Here is a 16,504-nt window from a genome sequence, read left to right on the forward strand (position 1 = left end):
GGTCCATGACTCCCGCCACCGCCTTCTCGATCGCCGCCTCGGAGACCTCGCCGGTGCCGAAGGTGTCGGCATAGATCGACAGCGGCCGGGCGACGCCGATCGCATAGGAGAGCTGCAGCACGCAGCGCTTCGCGAGCCCGGCCGCCACCACGTTCTTGGCGAGATACCGCGCCGCATAGGCGGCCGAGCGGTCGACCTTGGTCGGGTCCGTGCCCGAGAACGCGCCCCCGCCGTGGGGCGCAGCGCCGCCGTAGGTGTCGACGATGATCTTGCGCCCGGTCAGGCCCGTGTCGCCCATCGGCCCGCCGATGACGAACTTCCCGGTCGGGTTGACGAAGAAGAAGTCCTTGGAGCCCAGCTTGTCCGGGTCGTAGAGGTTGCGGTAGTCCGCGTGCAGGATCGGCTCGACGACGTGCTCGAGCAGGTCGGGCTTGATCAGGGACTCGGCGTCGAGCCCGTCGCGGTGCTGGGTGGAGATGAGCACGCGCTCGATCTCGACGGGCCGCTGGATCCCGTGCGCGTCGACCTCGTAGCGCACCGTCACCTGGGACTTCCCGTCCGGGCGCAGGTACGGCAGCACGTCGGCCTTCCGCACGGCGGCGAGCCGCTTGGCCAGCTTGTGCGCGAGCATGATCGGGAGGGGCATCAGCTCCTCGGTCTCGTGGCTCGCGTAGCCGAACATCATCCCCTGGTCGCCGGCGCCGATGCGGTCGAGCGGGTCGGTGTCCCCGTGCTGCGCCTCGAACGACTCGTCGACTCCCTGCGCGATGTCGGCGGACTGGTCGTCGATCGCGACCATCACCCCGCACGTCTCGGCGTCGAAGCCGTACTTCGCGCGCGTGTACCCGATGCCGGCGATCGTCTGGCGCACGATCGAGCGGACGTCGACGTACGTCTCCGTCGTCATCTCGCCCGCCACCACGACCAGCCCCGTCGTGATCAGCGTCTCGCAGGCGACGCGACCGTTCGGGTCGTCCCGGAGGACGGCGTCCAGCACGGCATCCGAGATCTGGTCGGCGATCTTGTCGGGATGACCCTCGGTCACCGACTCCGACGTGAACGGGAACGTGCGGGCGCTCATCGCGCGTCGAACCTTAGCCACGATCCGCGCAACCGCCAGAGGCGTCTCATTCGACGGTGGGGTCGCGCTGCATCAGCTGCGCGACCAGCTCGGTGAGCGGGATGCCGTCCAGCACGGCGCAGACGCCTTCTGCGATCGGCATCTCGACGTCCAGCCGGTGCGCGAGGTCGCGGAGCACGGGCGCCGTCGTCAGGCCCTCGACCACCATCCCGATCGAGCGGGCGGCCTCGGCCGGCGTGGCGCCCTGGGCGACGAGCTCCCCGCAACGGCGGTTGCGACCCGACTTCGACCAGCAGGTGACGATCAGGTCGCCCATCCCGGCGAGCCCCGCGAACGTCTCCGGCCGCGCCCCGGCGACCTCCGCCAGGCGCCCCATCTCCGCAAGCCCCCGTGCGACGAGCGCCGCCTTCGCGTTGTCACCGAGGCCGAGGCCGTCCGCTCCGCCCGCGGCCAGCGCGATGACGTTCTTGGCGGCGGCGCAGAGCTCGACGCCCACGAGGTCGTCGTTGACGTAGACGCGGAAGACCGTCGAGTTGATCGCCAGCTGGAGCTGCACCGCGAGGGGGAAGCTCTCGCACGCAATCACGGCCGCGGCGGGGAGGCCGCGGACGATCTCGTCGGCGATGTTCGGCCCCGAGAGGACCGCGACCGGTCGATCGCGAACGAGGGTCGAGAGCCGGTTGCCGGTGCCCGGATCGAGTCCCTTCGTGAGGCTCAGGATGGGGGCCCGGCCCGGAAGCTCGGCGACGACGCTCGCGAAAGCCGCGCTGGGCACGGCGACGACGACGAGGTTGGCGTCTTCGATCGGCGCGGCGCCGACGGTGGCCGCCTCCACCCCGGCGAGGTCGACCGACTGCACGTAACGGGGGTTGTGGCCGGTGTCGTGGATCGCGGCTACCTGCCCGGGATCGCGGCAGGCGAGTGTGACCGCATGCCCGTGGTCGGCGAGGAGCCTGGCGAAGGCGGTACCCCACGAGCCGCCTCCCACCACGACGACGTTCATCGGCCGCCCCGGGTCACTCGGAGCGCTGGAAGTCGATGGACACGGGGACCCCCTGGAGCTCGAACCGGGCCCGCAGCTCGTTCTCGACCCAGTAGCCGTAGTCGCGCGTCACGAGCCGGGGGTCGTTCACGTAGACGCGCAGGCGCGGCGGCCGGGTCCCGGTCTGGGTCGCGTAGAGAAGCTTCAGGCGCCGCCCCCGCTCCCCCGCAGGTCCCGGGCGCGCCTGCTTCAGCTCGGCCAGCGCCTTGTTGAGCGCCGGCGTGGGGATGCGCGCGACGTGCTTCGCGAAGAGCGCCTCGACGTGGTCCAGCAGCCGCCGGAGCCCGCGGCCGGTGGCCGCGGAGACGGCGACCGCCGGCGGGCGCTGGCGCAGGCGCCTGTTCAGGAGCCCCCGTACCTCCTGCAGGTCGACCGTGGTGATGTCCCACTTGGAGAGGACGACGAGGGTCGAGCAGCCGGCCTTGCGCGCGACGTCGGCGACGGCCAGGTCCTGCTCGACGACCCCCTCGGACGCGTCGACGAGGACGAGCGCCACGTCGGCGCGCTCGGCCGCTTCGAGCGCCCGCAGCTCGGAGTAGTACTCGATCCCCTGGCGCTGCCGGCGCTTGCGCCGTAGGCCGGCCGTGTCGACGAGCACGAACGTCGAGTCGGCCCGCGTCAAGACGGTGTCGATCGTGTCACGTGTCGTGCCAGGCACCTCGGAGACGATCACCCGCTCCTCGCCCAGGAGGGCGTTCAGGAGCGACGACTTGCCGACGTTCGGGCGCCCGAGGATCGCGACGCGAATCGCCTCGTCCCCGACGACGGCCTCGTCCCGTCCCGGAAGCCGGGCGACGATCTCGTCGAGAAGGTCACCGGTGCCGTGGCCGTGCAGAGCGGAGAGAGGCACCGGGTCGCCGAGCCCCAGACGGTGGAACTCGACCGCCTCCAGGTCGCGGCGCGGGTCGTCGATCTTGTTCGCGAGCACGATCACCGGCTTCCCCGAGGCGCGGAGGATCTCGGCGAGCTCCTCGTCCCCGGGCGTGATCCCGGCTCTCGTGTCGACGACGAAGAGGACGAGGTCGGCCTCACCGATCGCCGCGCGCGCCTGGCCGGCGACGTGACGGCCGAACGGCCCTGTGTCCGCCTCGTCGACACCCCCCGTGTCGACCAGCCGGAAGGTGACGCCGTTCCAGTCGCAGAGAAGCTCCTTGCGGTCGCGCGTGACGCCCGCCGTCTCGTGCACGACCGCCGCCCGGCTCTCCGTGAGCCGGTTGACGAGGGTCGACTTGCCGACGTTCGGGAAGCCCACGATCGCGACGGTGCCCGCGCTCTTCAGGCGCTCGGAGCCGGATGCGCTGGAAGTGACCTCGTCCGTCATCGTCTTCGGCGTCCCGCCTCGGGCGGGACGCCATCCGGGCGGCCGAGCCGGTGCACGTCGGCGAGCCATGCCCAGAGGCGGTGGATCTCCTCCTGGAGCAGCACCGAGGCCTCCTTGTAGCCCCGCCCTCCCTTCGGCAGCCCGTCGAGGGTCATCGGCGTGCCCCAGGCGAGCGACACCGGCTGCCGGCTCCCCGGCCTCCAGCCGTGGCTGCCGTGGATCGCGACGGGGATGATCGGAACGCTCTCCTGGAGCGCGACCATCGCGGCCCCCGGCTGCACCTCGCCGGGCACGCCCGAGCGCTGCCGTGTCCCCTCGACGAAGAGGCCGAGCGCGTGCCCCTCCGCCACGACCCTTCGCATCGTGCGTACCGCCTCGCGGTCCGACTCGCCGCGACGGACGGGGAAACAGCCGAACGCGCGGATGAAGGCGCCGAGCCCAGGCACCCGGTGCGCCTCGATCTTCGCCATGTAGTAGATGACGCGTGGGCTGGCGCCGCCGAGCACGACGGGGTCGAGCCAGCTGAAGTGGTTCGAGGCGACCACGAGACCGCCGTCGCGCGGGACGCGGTCCTTCCCGTAGACCTTCAGTCGGGAGGCGAGGCTCGCCGCGACGCCGATCGTGGGACGTCCCAGCGCCCAGGTCAGGTCCGGGAGGCTCATCGCGCAGCCTCGACGAGCGCCACGATCCGGCCCACCACGTCCGCGAGGGTCAGCTCGGTGGTGTCCACCTCGATCGCGTCGTCCGCCCGGTGCGTGTTGACCGCGTCGCGCTCGTCACGGCGGCGGAGCTCCTCCGACAGCTCGTCCATCGCGAGCCCGTCCCGCTCGGCGTGCCGTCGGCGCGCGCGCACGGCCGGGTCGGCCACCAGCCAGATCTTGACCTCGGCCTCGGGCACGACGACGACGCCGATGTCGCGCCCCTCGATCACCGAGTCGCCCGACCGCCCGAGCTCGCGCTGCCTTCCTCGCATCACCTCGCGCACCTCGGGATGCCTGGCGACGACCGGCACGGCGGCGTCGATCTCCGGCTCGCGGATGCGCGCGGTCACATCCTCGCCGGCGATCGACACCGTGCCGTTGTCTCCGAAGGCGACCGGGTGGGCCGCCGCGAGAGCCTCCAGCGCGGGCCCGTCGTCGAGCGCGACGCCATCGTGGAGCGCGAGCCACGTGAGCGCCCGGTACATGGCGCCCGTGTCGAGGTAACGGAACCCGAGCCGCTCGGCGAGCGCCCTTGCCACGGAGCTCTTCCCGGCACCCGCGGGCCCGTCGATCGCGACGATCATCGCGCTGGAGGCTACCGCCGGTCGTCCTCGACCACGGCCGAGGTGCGACGGAGCTGGTCGAGCATCTCGAAGAAGCCCGGGAAGCTCACGCCGACGGCGTCGGCGTCGTCGATCCGGACGCCGTCTCTCGAGGCGAGCCCGGCAACGGCTCCCAGCATCGCGAGCCGGTGGTCGCCGCGGCTCGAGATCCGCCCGCCGCGAATGCGGGTGGGCACGCCCGTCACGACCAGGCCGTCGTCGGTCCCGCGGGCTCGCACCCCCATCGCCCGCAGCGCGTCGACCGTCGCCTCGATCCGGTCGGTCTCCTTCGCGCGGAGCTCCTCGGCGCCGCGGAGCACGCTCTGGCCACGGGCGCACGCAGCGGCGAGGGCGAAGAGAGGCAGCTCGTCGATCGCGAGCGGCACCTCCTTCGCGCCGACCGTCGTCCCGACGAGCGGCGCCGAGTGAACCTCGAGGTCGCCGCCCGGCTCGCCCCCGATCGGCCTTCGGTTGTAGACGTTCACGCTCGCGCCCATCCGCTCGAGGATCACCAGGAGCCCCGTGCGACGGGCGTTGAGATTGACGCCGTGGATGTGCAGCTCGGAGCCCGGGACGAGCGTGGCGGCGACGACGAACGGGGCGGCGGAGGAGAAGTCGCCCGGCACCTCGACCTCGCCGAGCGACAGCCGGGCCGGGGGTCGAACCGTGGCGCTCGTCGGGTGCACCGTGACGCTCGCGCCCGCCGCCTGCAGCAGCCGTTCGGTGTGGTCCCGGGTCGGGGCGGGCTCGACGACGGTCGTCGACCCATCGGCATAGAGCCCGGCGAGGAGGATCGCGGACTTCACCTGCGCGCTCGCTACGGGCAGTACGTAGTCGATCCCGTTGAGCCCTCGACCCTCGATCCGGAGCGGGAGATGCCCCTCGGTCGTCTCGATGCGCGCGCCCATGCGGCGAAGCGGCTCCGCGACCCGCTCCATCGGCCGTCGCGAGAGGGACGCGTCGCCGGTCAGCTCGAACGTCTCTCCAGCTTGCCCGGCGAGCATCCCCGAGATCAGGCGTACGAGCGTGCCCGCGTTCGCGCAGTCGATCGCGCGGCCCGGCGAGGAGAGCCCGGTCATCCCCTTCCCGAACACGCGGAGCGTCTCCTCGCCGTGCTCGTAGACCTCGACTCCGAGCGCGCGGACGGCAGCGATCGTCGCCTCCGTGTCCGCCGAGCGCCCGAACCCGGAGATCCGCGTCTCGCCGTCGCAGATCGCGCCGATCAGGACGGCGCGGTGGGAGATCGACTTGTCGCCGGGGACGGCGAGATGCCCGACGAGCCGAGGCACCGGCTCGACGTGGAGGCCGGAGTCGCCGGCGGTCATGCGAACGGCCCGCGCGGACAGGGCCGGAGCGGCCATCTTGACAGGAAGCGGTGTCTGACACCGATCCTGTCAAGTGGCCGTTTCGGACCGCCGGAAGCCCTGCGTCCATCCCAATCCTCGTCGCGCGACGGCTCCGCCAGCCGTCCACAGGGCCGGTGGGTCATTCCTCGATCACCGGCGCGGCGACGACGCCGTAGCCCTGGTGCTCGAGCAGCTCCGCGGCCCGGCGGGCCTCCTCCTCGCCCGTCACGAGCATCGTCAGCGTCCCCCCACGCTCGGCCGAGACGTGATCGAGCTCGAAGTCCTCGACGTTGATCCGCTCGGCGCCGAGCGCCTGGAAGATCCCCGCGAGCACCCCGGGGCGGTCGGAGATGTGGATCCGCAGCCGGTGCAGCTGGCCGGGATCCGTGAACGCCGTCGCCAGCATCCGGCGGCGGTGGCCGCTCGCCTCGCCGATCCACCGGGCGAGAAACCCTGCGTCGCCGGACGCGAGCGCCCGCTCCACCTGCTCGAGCAACCGCCGCTGCTCCGCCAGCGCCCCCGCGAGGGCCTCGCGGTTGTCGAGGAAGATGTCCACCCAGATCCTCGGATTGGCACCCCCGATGCGGGTCATGTCGCGAAGCGATCCGCCGGCTCCGTGGAGCGGGTCGTGGCCCTCGATCCGCGTCGAGCCGGCCTGGTTGAGGAGAACGTTCGCGAGCACGTGCGGCAGGTGGCTCGTCACCGCCACGAGGCGGTCGTGCGCCTCCGGCCCGATCGCGACGGGCCGTGCCCCGAGCGAGCCGACGAAGCCGTGGAGGAGCCGCAGCCGCTCCGGCGGCGTCGCCGCGGTCGGTGTGATGAACCAGGTCGCGCCTTCGAAGAGCTCCGCACTCGCGCGACCGGGGCCGCGCGTCTCAGCCCCGCAGATCGGGTGACCGCCGACGAAACGGGGATCGTCGCCTGCGGCGGCACATACGGGGCCCTTCGTCGAGCCGACGTCCGTGACCGTGCACCCTTCCGGCGCACGGTCCAGGACTTCCCGCACGACCGGCGGGAGCTCGCCGACCGGGGCGGCGACGAGAACGAGAGCAGCGTCCGCCACGACCGCGGCGAGACTGTCGAGGGGCTCCACCGCACCACGCTCGGCCGCAACCGCCAGGTGCTCCGCGTCGGGATCCCACCCGACGACCTTCGGGATGCCCGCGCGCTGCGCGCCGAGCGCGGCCGAGGCGCCGATCAGCCCGGTCCCGACGACCCCGATACGCTCGATCATCATGAGGGGGCCCTAGCCGCAGGATCGCCGGAGGCGATCCGCGGATCATGCGGCCCGCATCAGCTCCGCGACGCGAAACGCGAGGTCGAGCGACTGACGGGCGTTCAGGCGTGGGTCGCAGAGGGTCTCGTAGCGGTGGTCGAGCTGCTCCTCGAGCACCTCCTCCGACCCGCCGAGACACTCGGTCACGTTCTCGGCGGTGATCTCGAGATGGACTCCGCCGGGCCACGAGCCGACCTCGCGGTGGGAGGCGAAGAACCCCTCGATCTCCCGGAGCACGTCGTCGAACCGGCGGGTCTTGTGACCCGAGGGGGTGACGAAGGTGTTCGCGTGCATCGGGTCGCAGGCCCACAGGACGGGAACCCCCGTCTCGCGCGCCGCGCGCAGGAGCGGCGGCAGAGCCTCCCTCACGCGATCCGCGCCGAGGCGGGCGACGAACGTGAGCCGGCCGGGGATCCGCCGGGGATTGAGCCGCTCGCAGAGTGCCGCGACCTCCTCCGGCGTCGTGGCCGGCCCGATCTTCACGCCCACGGGGTTCTCGACGCCGGTGAGGAACTCGACGTGCGCGCCGTCGACCTGGCGCGTCCGCTCGCCCACCCAGAGGAAGTGCGCCGAGCACGCGTACCAGTCGCCCGTCGTCGAGTCACGGCGGACGAGCGGCTCCTCGTAGTCGAGCAGGAGCGCCTCATGGCTCGTCCAGACGTCGACCTCGTGGATCGTCCGCTCGTCGCCGAGATCGATGCCGATCGCCTGCATGAAGCGGAGCGCGCGTCCGATCTCGTTCGCGATCACCTCGTAGCGCCGCCCCTGGAGCGAGCTCGAGACGAACTCCTGGTTCCACGTGTGCACCTGCGTGAGGTCAGCGAACCCGCCCTTCGTGAACGCGCGCAGGAGGTTGAGCGTCGAGACGGCCTGGTAGTAGGCCTGCACCATCCGCTCGGGGTCGGGCACACGCGCCGCCTCGGTCTGCTCGTCCGAATGAACGGCGTGCCCGCGGAACGACGGCAGCTCCACCCCGCCCACCCACTCGGTCGGCGCCGAGCGCGGCTTCGTGAACTGTCCTGCGATCCGCCCCACCTTGACCACGGGGAGGGTCGCGCCGTAGGTCAGCACCGCGGACATCTGCAGGAGCACCTTCAGCCGCTCCCGGATCGCGACCGCCGAGACGTCCCGGAACGACTCCGCGCAGTCGCCCGCCTGGAGCAGGAACGCACGGCCCTCTCCCGCCTCGCCGAGCGACCGGAGCAGCGCCCGTGCCTCGCCCGCGAACACGAGCGGTGGCAGCTGGCCGAGTCGCCCGCGCACCGACTCGACGACGGCGGAGTCGGGCCAGTCGGGCTGCTGGAGCGCGGGGCGCGACCGCCACGAGGACGGCGTCCAGGGCTGGGCAACGGCCATGCGTCGAGTGTATCCCGCGGCCGTTTTGGCGCCTCGCGCCGGAAAACGCTTAGATAGGGAGATGCCGAACCTCGACCGCCTCACCGTCTTCTGGCGCGCGAACGCGTCGAATGTCGTGGCGGCCGGGGGCGCGATTGGGTTCCTTCCGGCCGCGTAGCGGACGAAAGGAGCCCCATGAAGATCTTCTCCGGCATCCAGCCGACGGGTGACAAGCACCTCGGCAACTACATCGGCGGCTTCCGCCAGTACGCTGCCACACAGGAGCTCGGCGAGGCGTTCTTCTGCATCGTCGACCTCCACTCGATCACGGTCGAGTACGACCCGCGCGACCTGCACGACCGCACGCTCGACCTGTTCGCGATGCTGATCGCAACCGGGCTCGACCCGGACCGGTCGACCGTCTTCGCGCAGAGCCACGTCACGGCGCACGCCGAGGCGAGTTGGCTGCTGTCGGCCGTCACGAGCTTCGGCCAGCTGGGCCGGATGACGCAGTTCAAGGACAAGGCCGAGAAGCGCGAGTTCGTCTCGGCCGGCCTGTTCACGTATCCGGTCCTGATGGCGGGCGACATCCTGCTCTACCGCACCGACCGCGTCCCGATCGGCGACGACCAGCGCCAGCACCTCGAGCTCGCCCGCGACGTCGCCGAGCGGTTCAACGCGCGCTTCGGCGAGACGTTCGTCGTCCCGGAGGGGATCTACCCCGAGGTCGGGGCGCGGATCATGGACCTGCAGGAGCCGACCCGCAAGATGTCGACCACGGGGGGCACGGAGCAGGGCACCGTCAAGCTGCTCGAGGAGCCCGACGTGATCCGCAAGAAGTTCCGCTCCGCCGTCACCGACTCGGGCCGTGAGATCCGCCGCGGGGACGACAAGCCCGGCGTCTCGAACCTCGTCGACATCCTCGCCGTCGCCACGCAGCGCACGCCGGGTGAGATCGAGGTCGCATACGACGGCGCCGGCTACGGCGACCTGAAGCGGGACGTCGGCGAGGCGGTCGTCGAGCTGCTCGCCCCGGTACGCCAGCGCTACCTCGAGCTCCGTGCCGACGAGCCCGAGCTCTTGCGCCTGCTCTCCGTCGGGGCGGAGAAGGCGCGTGCCGCCTCCGCGCCGACGCTCGAGGCGATGTACGACCGGATGGGCTTCGTGCGGCTCGGTTGAACGGGGGCACGGCCCGGCCGCGCCCCCGTCGACCGGAAGGGCAGCCGTCGACGCGGCAGTTTGGCGCGCCCCGCCTCGGGGTATCCCGTTCCGGCGTGCGGCGCACCCCGCCGCACCGACACCGAGGAGGGGAACGAGATGCGCGACGATCGCGACGAGCACCGCGTGGAATCGGACGTCACCGTCGACCAGGTCGACGTGGAAGAGCGGGTCGTGCCGCCGGGAGAGCCGATGGGGCCGCCGCTGGGCGAGCCCGAGCTCGAGCAGGCCGTCGTGCACGAGACGGAGACCGTGCGGCAGCGCGAGGACGGCGCGCTCGAGCGCGAGACGGTCACGCAGGAGCGACGCAGACGCTCGCGGGGCAACCAGATCGGCGCGGCGCTCGCCGTGCTTGCGCTGCTCCTGGCGGCGGGCGCGGGCGCATGGTGGTACTTCACCCAGGAGGACACCGCGCAGGTCCCGGCGGTCGAGGGCCTTCCGCTCGACCAGGCGGTGAGCAGGCTGCAGGAGGAGGGCCTCAAGGCCGACATCGTCACGCAGGCCAACGACGCCCCGAGCGGCACCGTCTACCAGCAAGACCCCGCCGCGGGGTCCGAGGTCGACGAGGGCGCGTCCGTCCAGGTCCTGGTCTCGGGCGGGCCCGCGACGAAGCCGGTGCCGAACGCCGTCGGCCTGGCCGAGGCCGAGGCGCGCGACCGGCTCGTGGACGCGGGGTTCCAGGTCGACTCCCGTGAGGTCTTCGCCGAGCAGGAGCCCGGCACCGTGGTCTCCCAGGATCCGGCCGCCGGAGCGGACGCCGAGGACGGCGCGAACGTGACGATCGAGGTGTCGAAGGGGACGGGCATGGTCGACGTGCCGAACGTCGTCGGCCTCACCAGGGCCGAGGCCGAGGCGGAGCTCTCGTCCGCGAAGCTCGAGGCGAACGTCGTGGAGGTGCCCTCGACCGAGCAGGCCGGGACCGTCGTGGCCCAGAACCCCGTCGGTGGGCAGGCCCGCGAGGGATCCTCCGTCCGGCTCAACGTCGCGCAGGGAACCTGAGGAACGCGAGCGTCCGGGCGGCAGCGGCGCCGCCCGGACGCTACAAGCCCACGAGACTTCGGAGGGCCCGCACCTCGTCCCGCGTCAGCTCGCGCCAGTCGCCGGGTCGCAGCCGCCCCGGCCCGAGGCCGGCATAGCGCGAGCGGCGAAGCCGCGTGACCGGATGACCGACGGCCTCGAGCATCCGCCTCACCTGGCGGTTCCGGCCCTCGTGCAGCACGAGCTCGAGCTGCGACGGCCCGAGCCGCCGGACGCGTGCCGGGGCGGTAGGCCCGTCGTCCAGTTCGACCCCCTGTGCCAGTGCGGCGACGATCTCGTCGCCTGGCTCGCCGACGACGTCCACGACGTAGGTCTTCTCGACCCCGTAGCGCGGATGGGCCAGGCGGTGAGCGAGAGGGCCGTCGTTCGTGAGCAGGAGCACGCCCGTCGTGTCGCGGTCGAGCCGGCCGACGGGGACGACGCGGACATCGCCGCCGACGAGGTCGACGACGGTCGGCCGGCCCCTGGGGTCCCGCGCCGTCGTGATCGTCCCGCGAGGCTTGTTCAGGAGCACGTGACGGAGCGCCTGCCTCCCGACCTCCCGGCCGTCCACGCGGACCGCGTCGGTTGCCGTGACGAACGTGTTCAGCTGGCCCGGCGCGCCGTTGACCGTCACGCGCCCGGCCTTGATCAGCTCGTCGGCCCCGCGTCTCGACGCGACTCCGGCCCGGGCGAGGTAGGCGTTCAGGCGCACATGCGCATTCTGTCCTCGCTACCCTCCTGCGGCCGATGGCCGACCACGCCGAACTGACGCGCCGCCTCGCGGATCTCGTGGTCGGGTACGGGGCCAACGTGCAGCCCGGGCAGATCGTCGGCGTCACCACGTATACGGGCAAGGAAGCGCTGACCCGCGAGGTCGCACGCGCCGCGTACCAGCGCGGCGCCAGGTGGGTCGACGTCCTCACGTTCGACCCGTGGGTCAAGCGTCAGCGTCTCGCGTACGCCGACGAGTCCACCCTCGACTACGTCCCGGGGTGGATGGTCGACCGGCTGGAATGGCTCTCGGACGAGCACGCAGCGCGCGTCACGCTGACCGGTCCCGCCGCGCCGGAGGCGCTCGACGGCATCGACCCCGCCCGGGCCGGGCGCGACCTGCTCCCCTACCTCCGGAACACGGGTGACGTCATCAACCGGTCGACGACGAACTGGTGCGTCGCCCCCGCGCCGACGCCCGGCTGGGCCTCCCTCGTGTACCCCGACCTCGACCCCGACGAGGCCCTCGACCGGCTCTGGGACGCGATCGCGCACGTCTGCCGCCTCGACGAGGACGACCCCGCCGCCGCCTGGCAGCAGCGGGCGGGCACGCTCGAGGGCGTGGCGGCGCGGCTGACGGGGCGGCGCTTCGACGCGATCAGGCTCCACGGCCCGGGGACCGACCTCACGGTCGGGCTCCTTCCCTCCTCGACGTGGCACGCGGCGGACTTCACGACCGTCGACGGGCTGCGCCACTTCCCGAACATCCCGAGCGAGGAGACGTTCACCACGCCGGACCCGGCCCGCGCCGAGGGCCACGTGACGGCGACCCGGCCGCTCGAGGTGTACGGCGCCATGATCGATGGGATCCGCGTCGAGTTCTCCGGCGGCAAGGTGACCAGGATCGACGCCGACCGCGGCGCAGACACGCTCCGCTCGATCGCGGCGAAGGACGAGGGCTCTGCCCGCCTCGGTGAGCTGGCGCTCGTCGACAAGGAAGGACGGATCGGACCGCTCGGTACCACCTTCTACGAGACCCTGCTGGACGAGAACGCGGCGAGCCACATCGCGCTGGGCAACGGGTACGAGCTCGGGGTCGGCGAGGACGCCGATCGCGCGAAGGTCAACCAGAGCCAGGTCCACGTCGACTTCATGATCGGCTCGCCGGAGCTCGACGTCGACGGCATCCCCTCGGCCGGCGAGCCGGTGCCGCTGCTCCGCGGCGGCGCCTGGCAGCTCTGAGCGGCCGCTCGGCCGCCTACGCGCCGGCCGGGACGAGCGCGCGGTCGAGCCGGTCGGCGATCGCGCGCCGTGCGACGGCGAGCGCTTCGGGAGAGCCGCTCGCGACGAAGTTCGCGTTCGCCAGCAGCAGGTAGGCGTTGACCTCGAACGCCAGCTGTGAAGCCTCGGTGTCGTGATCGAGCAGTCCGTCGGCCTGCGCATCGCGCACAGCCTGCTCGAGCAACGCCCTCCAGTCATCCGCCACACCGAGCGCGAGGTCGCGTACGGGCCCCGTGCGTGTGTCGAGCTCGGCAGCAGCCGAGGCGAAGAAGCACCCTCCGGGGAAGACGCCATCTTCGACGTGCCGCAGGAAGCCCTCTGCCAGCGCGCGCAGTCGCCCGAGCCCGTCGGTGGCCGTCAGCGCCGGCCGCACCACGATCTCTTCGAATATCTCCCTCGCCGTCTCGACGGTCGCGAGCTGGAGCTCCTCCTTCGAGCCGAAGTGCGCATAGAGCCCGCTCTTGCTCATGCCGACCTCGTCGGCGAGGCGCGCCAGCGAGAGGCCGTCCAGGCCCTCGACGGTCGCGAGCCGTGCCGCTTCCTCGAGGATCGCCCGCCGCGAGCGAATGCCGTCACTGCGAGGTGTCCGCCGAACGCGGGCTGTCGCCTGCGAGCTCATGCTTGACAAGTTAGCACGACCGGTCGTATAGTGCAATTGGCACGACCGATCGTACTAACTAGAAGGAGAGAACGATGACGACCACGACCGAACGCCCGAGCGACCTCGCGGCGGTCAAGCAGCGGCAGCAGACCGTCTGGGCGAGCGGCGACTTCGCCGAGATCGCCACCCTGATCGTCCCCGCCGCCGAGCGGCTGGCGGACGCGGCCGACCTCCGGGCCGGCTCCGACGTCCTCGACGTGGCGACGGGAAGCGGGAACGTCGCGATCGCCGCAGCGCGCCTGGGCTGCCGCGTGGTGGGGATCGACTACGTCCCGGCCCTGCTCGAGCGGGGACGGGAGCGCGCCCGGGCAGAGCGGCTCACGATCGAGTTCGTCGACGGCGACGCCGAGGCGATCCCGTTCGGCGACGGCTCGTTCGACGCCGTCGTCTCGGCCTACGGGTCGATGTTCGCGCCCGACCACCGCCGCACCGCGGCCGAGATCCTCCGCGTGACCCGCCCGACCGGCAGGGTTGCGCTGGCGAGCTGGACGCCGGAGGGGTTCCTCGGCGCCCTGTTCGGAACCGTCGCCGGTCACGTCCCACCGCCCGCCGGCGTCCAGTCCCCGATGCTCTGGGGAACGGAGGAGCATCTGCTCGAGCTGTTCGGCGACGACGTCGCCTGGGAGCACCACCGCCGTCGCACGTTCACCTTCCGGTTCACCTCCCCGGAGGCGTTCGTCGAGACGTTCGTCCGCTACTACGGGCCGACGCTGAAGGCGGCCGAGGCGGCCGGGCCCGCGCTCACCGAGGACCTGCAGGCGCTCGTGCGACAGTGGAACCGGCTCCACGAGGGCGGGCCGATCGCGGTCCCCGGGGAGTACCTCGAGTCCGTCGGGACGAGACGGTAGGCGGGCCGGTATGACGGGCGCCGCCAGACCACCTCCGCTCTCGCGCTTCGCCGTGGCCGGCGACCGGCCCGGCCACGGGACGCTGGGGCCCGCCGCCCTCAGACGGGAGGCTCGGGGTCGTACTGGATGTACCGCCGCACCTCACGCGCCCGCTCGGGTGAGTGGAGCCGCGCGACGAGGTGCAGGGCCATGTCGATCCCTGCCGAGACACCGGCCGCGGTGACGATCTCGCCGCTGTCGACGAAGCGGTCGTCGGGTCGGACCTCGATCGTCGGGTCGAGCTCCGCCAGCACGTCGAGGCTGCCCCACCAGGTGGTTGCTGGCCGGTTCCGGAGCAGCCCGGCCGAGGCGAAGACGAGCGCCCCCGTACAGACGCTCGTCATCAGCGTCCCGGCCTCGCGGAGCGAGCGGAGCCGACCGAGTACCTCGTCGTCCGCGAGCTCGCGGCGCGTGCCACGGCCGCCGGGATAGACGAGCACGTCGATCGGCGGTGCCGACGCCCACGTGTGGTCGGCGAGGACGCGCAGCCCCTTCGCGGAGCGCACGGGCTCGGGCGAGTCGGCGACGGTGAACACCTCGACCCCGTCGTCGGGCCACTGCGTCGCCCACGCTGCCAGCACCTCCCACGGCCCGGCATAGTCGAGCTCCTCCGCGCCGTCGAAGAGGACGACGGCGACCACGGTCACGACGCGCGCGCCTCCGCGACGGCGAGCAGCCGCTCGCGGATCGCCTCGCGCTCGCCGCCGAGATCGTCGAGCCGTGGCAGCTCCGCGAGGGTGTCGAGCCCGAACACACGCTCGAAGAGCGGCGTCACGCGATAGCGGACGGCGCCGCCCGGTGCGCTCTCGCGCCCTGCCTCGGCGACGAGCCCTCGCTCCACCAGCGAGGCGACGGTCGAGTCCGCCGCGACACCGCGGATCCGGGCGATCTCGGGCCGCGAGACCGGGCCCATGTAGGCGACGATCGCGAGCGTCTCGAGCGCCGCCTGCGAGAGGCCCCGCTCCACCGGGCGCTCGAACAGCCGTCCGCACGCTTCCGCGGCCTCCCGGGCGGCGCGAAACGCGTAACCGCCCGAGACGCGCTCGAGCACGATGCCGCTGCGCCCCTCGGCGTACCGCTCCCGCAGCAGGCCGAGAGCGGTCTCCACGCGCTCGGCGTCGTCCCCCGCGGCCGCGCTCAGCTCCTCGACGGAGAGCGGCTGCGAGGCGACGACCAGCAGGGCCTCGATCGTGCGGGCGAGGGCGTCGATCGGGGTCCCGACGATCGCGTCGGTAGAGATCAGGCGGAGCGGACGGTCCACTGGGTCATCCTTTCTTGCTCGTCGCGCGAGACGCGGATGGGGGCGAACGGCGCGGCCTGCGCGAGCGCAACCTCACCCGCCTTGCGGAGCTCGAGCAGGGCGAGGAAGGCGACCGCCTGCTCGACCCGGGACAGGCCCGCCACCTCGCCGTCGAAGTCGAACACGCGCCGCCGGCGGAGGACCGCGCGAAAGCGCTCGAGGAACTGGGCGACGGGCGGGAAACGGAGAGCCATGTGCGAGAGGGAGACCTTCGGCGGCGGGACAGCCAACCCTCTCAGGGCCGTCGCGAGGCCCTGGGGGTCCTGAGCCGCGAGGCGGCGCTCCGCACGCGGAGCGAGCGGGGCCGGCCCCAGGCGGAAATAGCGCTCCAGCTCGCCCTGCAGGCGCTCCCGCAGCCAGGTCGCAGCCTCCTTCATGCGCCGGTACTCGGCGAGGCGGCGGGCGAGCTCTTCCGCCGCCTCCTCGGGCTCGAGCTCGGCCAGCTCGGCACCCTCCTCCGGGAAGAGCTGCCGGGCCTTGATCTCGAGCAGCGCTGCGATCAGGACGAGGAACTCGCCGCAGGCGTCCAGGTCGATCTCCTCGCGGCCCTCGCGTCCCAGCGGCGTGGGGCGCGAGAGGCGCTGAACGAACGCCACGACGATCGCCGCGATGTCGATCTCGGCAGGCTCGAGCTGCTCCTTCAGGATCAGCGTGAGGAGGAGGTCGAACGGCCCCTCGAACGCGTCGAGGTCCAGCTCGAGGTCGCGAACCGCCGACGCCAC

General features: G+C 72.4%; 17 protein-coding genes. 4 read left to right on the forward strand and 13 right to left on the reverse strand.

Going from position 1 to position 16,504, the window contains the following annotated elements; genetic code table 11:
- The 8 genes from metK to VFO26_RS14655 all read right to left on the reverse strand — a co-directional run.
- On the reverse strand, positions 1-1,081 hold a 1,081-nt coding region (gene metK, locus VFO26_RS14620), incomplete at its 3' end, for a methionine adenosyltransferase (RefSeq protein ID WP_325115781.1).
- 46 nt (positions 1,082-1,127) lie between these two features.
- Positions 1,128-2,084, reverse strand: a complete 957-nt coding sequence (locus VFO26_RS14625; protein WP_325115782.1) for an NAD(P)H-dependent glycerol-3-phosphate dehydrogenase — start codon at positions 2,082-2,084, stop codon at positions 1,128-1,130.
- 13 nt (positions 2,085-2,097) lie between these two features.
- A complete protein-coding gene (gene der / locus VFO26_RS14630) occupies positions 2,098-3,444 on the reverse strand; it encodes a ribosome biogenesis GTPase Der (RefSeq protein ID WP_325115784.1) in 1,347 nt (448 codons plus the stop codon).
- Positions 3,441-4,106 carry a lysophospholipid acyltransferase family protein gene (locus VFO26_RS14635; protein ID WP_325115785.1) on the reverse strand — a complete coding sequence of 222 codons (666 nt, stop codon included), beginning with the start codon at positions 4,104-4,106 and terminating at the stop codon, positions 3,441-3,443. Before VFO26_RS14635 ends, der begins: the two co-directional genes overlap by 4 nt.
- Positions 4,103-4,729 (reverse strand): (d)CMP kinase, encoded by a 627-nt coding sequence (gene cmk / locus VFO26_RS14640; RefSeq protein ID WP_325115786.1) that lies wholly within the window; start codon positions 4,727-4,729, stop codon positions 4,103-4,105. The genes VFO26_RS14635 and cmk overlap by 4 nt, the downstream gene beginning before the upstream one ends.
- Positions 4,730-4,740: 11 nt before the next feature.
- A complete protein-coding gene (aroA, locus tag VFO26_RS14645; RefSeq protein ID WP_414653105.1) occupies positions 4,741-6,072 on the reverse strand; it encodes a 3-phosphoshikimate 1-carboxyvinyltransferase in 1,332 nt (443 codons plus the stop codon).
- Positions 6,073-6,232: 160 nt separating this feature from the next.
- Positions 6,233-7,330 (reverse strand): prephenate dehydrogenase/arogenate dehydrogenase family protein, encoded by a 1,098-nt coding sequence (locus VFO26_RS14650; RefSeq protein WP_325115788.1) that lies wholly within the window; start codon positions 7,328-7,330, stop codon positions 6,233-6,235.
- Positions 7,331-7,372: 42 nt separating this feature from the next.
- Positions 7,373-8,725 carry a class II 3-deoxy-7-phosphoheptulonate synthase gene (locus VFO26_RS14655; protein WP_325115790.1) on the reverse strand — a complete coding sequence of 451 codons (1,353 nt, stop codon included), beginning with the start codon at positions 8,723-8,725 and terminating at the stop codon, positions 7,373-7,375.
- 174 nt (positions 8,726-8,899) lie between these two features.
- Between VFO26_RS14655 and trpS the strand changes: the two genes are divergently transcribed.
- Both trpS and VFO26_RS14665 read left to right on the forward strand, forming a co-directional pair.
- On the forward strand, positions 8,900-9,883 hold the full coding sequence (gene trpS, locus VFO26_RS14660; RefSeq protein WP_325115791.1) for a tryptophan--tRNA ligase: 984 nt from the start codon (positions 8,900-8,902) through the stop codon (positions 9,881-9,883).
- A gap of 138 nt (positions 9,884-10,021) precedes the next feature.
- A complete protein-coding gene (locus VFO26_RS14665; RefSeq protein WP_325115792.1) occupies positions 10,022-10,921 on the forward strand; it encodes a PASTA domain-containing protein in 900 nt (299 codons plus the stop codon).
- A 40-nt stretch (positions 10,922-10,961) separates the two neighbouring features.
- Here VFO26_RS14665 and VFO26_RS14670 read toward each other — a convergent pair whose 3' ends face one another.
- Positions 10,962-11,654, reverse strand: coding sequence for a pseudouridine synthase (locus VFO26_RS14670; protein ID WP_325115793.1), 693 nt, complete (start codon positions 11,652-11,654; stop codon positions 10,962-10,964).
- Between the two features lie 35 nt (positions 11,655-11,689).
- On the opposite strand from VFO26_RS14670, the gene VFO26_RS14675 reads away from it, so the two are divergent.
- Positions 11,690-12,895 (forward strand): aminopeptidase, encoded by a 1,206-nt coding sequence (locus VFO26_RS14675; protein WP_325115794.1) that lies wholly within the window; start codon positions 11,690-11,692, stop codon positions 12,893-12,895.
- A 16-nt stretch (positions 12,896-12,911) separates the two neighbouring features.
- Here the strand turns inward: VFO26_RS14675 and VFO26_RS14680 are convergent, their stop codons facing one another.
- Complete coding sequence (locus VFO26_RS14680; protein WP_325115795.1) at positions 12,912-13,553, reverse strand: TetR/AcrR family transcriptional regulator; 642 nt, start codon at positions 13,551-13,553, stop codon at positions 12,912-12,914.
- Positions 13,554-13,627: 74 nt separating this feature from the next.
- On the opposite strand from VFO26_RS14680, the gene VFO26_RS14685 reads away from it, so the two are divergent.
- Positions 13,628-14,443, forward strand: coding sequence for a class I SAM-dependent methyltransferase (locus tag VFO26_RS14685; RefSeq protein ID WP_325115796.1), 816 nt, complete (start codon positions 13,628-13,630; stop codon positions 14,441-14,443).
- A gap of 98 nt (positions 14,444-14,541) precedes the next feature.
- Here VFO26_RS14685 and VFO26_RS14690 read toward each other — a convergent pair whose 3' ends face one another.
- Genes VFO26_RS14690 through VFO26_RS14700 form a run of 3 tightly spaced genes read right to left on the reverse strand, consistent with a single transcriptional unit; the run spans position 14,542 to position 16,504 of the window.
- Positions 14,542-15,129 carry a DJ-1/PfpI family protein gene (locus tag VFO26_RS14690; RefSeq protein ID WP_325115797.1) on the reverse strand — a complete coding sequence of 196 codons (588 nt, stop codon included), beginning with the start codon at positions 15,127-15,129 and terminating at the stop codon, positions 14,542-14,544.
- A complete protein-coding gene (scpB, locus tag VFO26_RS14695; protein ID WP_325115798.1) occupies positions 15,126-15,743 on the reverse strand; it encodes an SMC-Scp complex subunit ScpB in 618 nt (205 codons plus the stop codon). The genes VFO26_RS14690 and scpB overlap by 4 nt, the downstream gene beginning before the upstream one ends.
- Positions 15,722-16,504: a segregation and condensation protein A gene (locus tag VFO26_RS14700; protein ID WP_325115799.1), complete on the reverse strand. Its 783-nt coding sequence runs from the start codon at positions 16,502-16,504 to the stop codon at positions 15,722-15,724. The genes scpB and VFO26_RS14700 overlap by 22 nt, the downstream gene beginning before the upstream one ends.

Source organism: Gaiella sp., from assembly GCF_035710885.1.
In the GTDB taxonomy this organism is placed as follows: domain Bacteria; phylum Actinomycetota; class Thermoleophilia; order Gaiellales; family Gaiellaceae; genus Gaiella.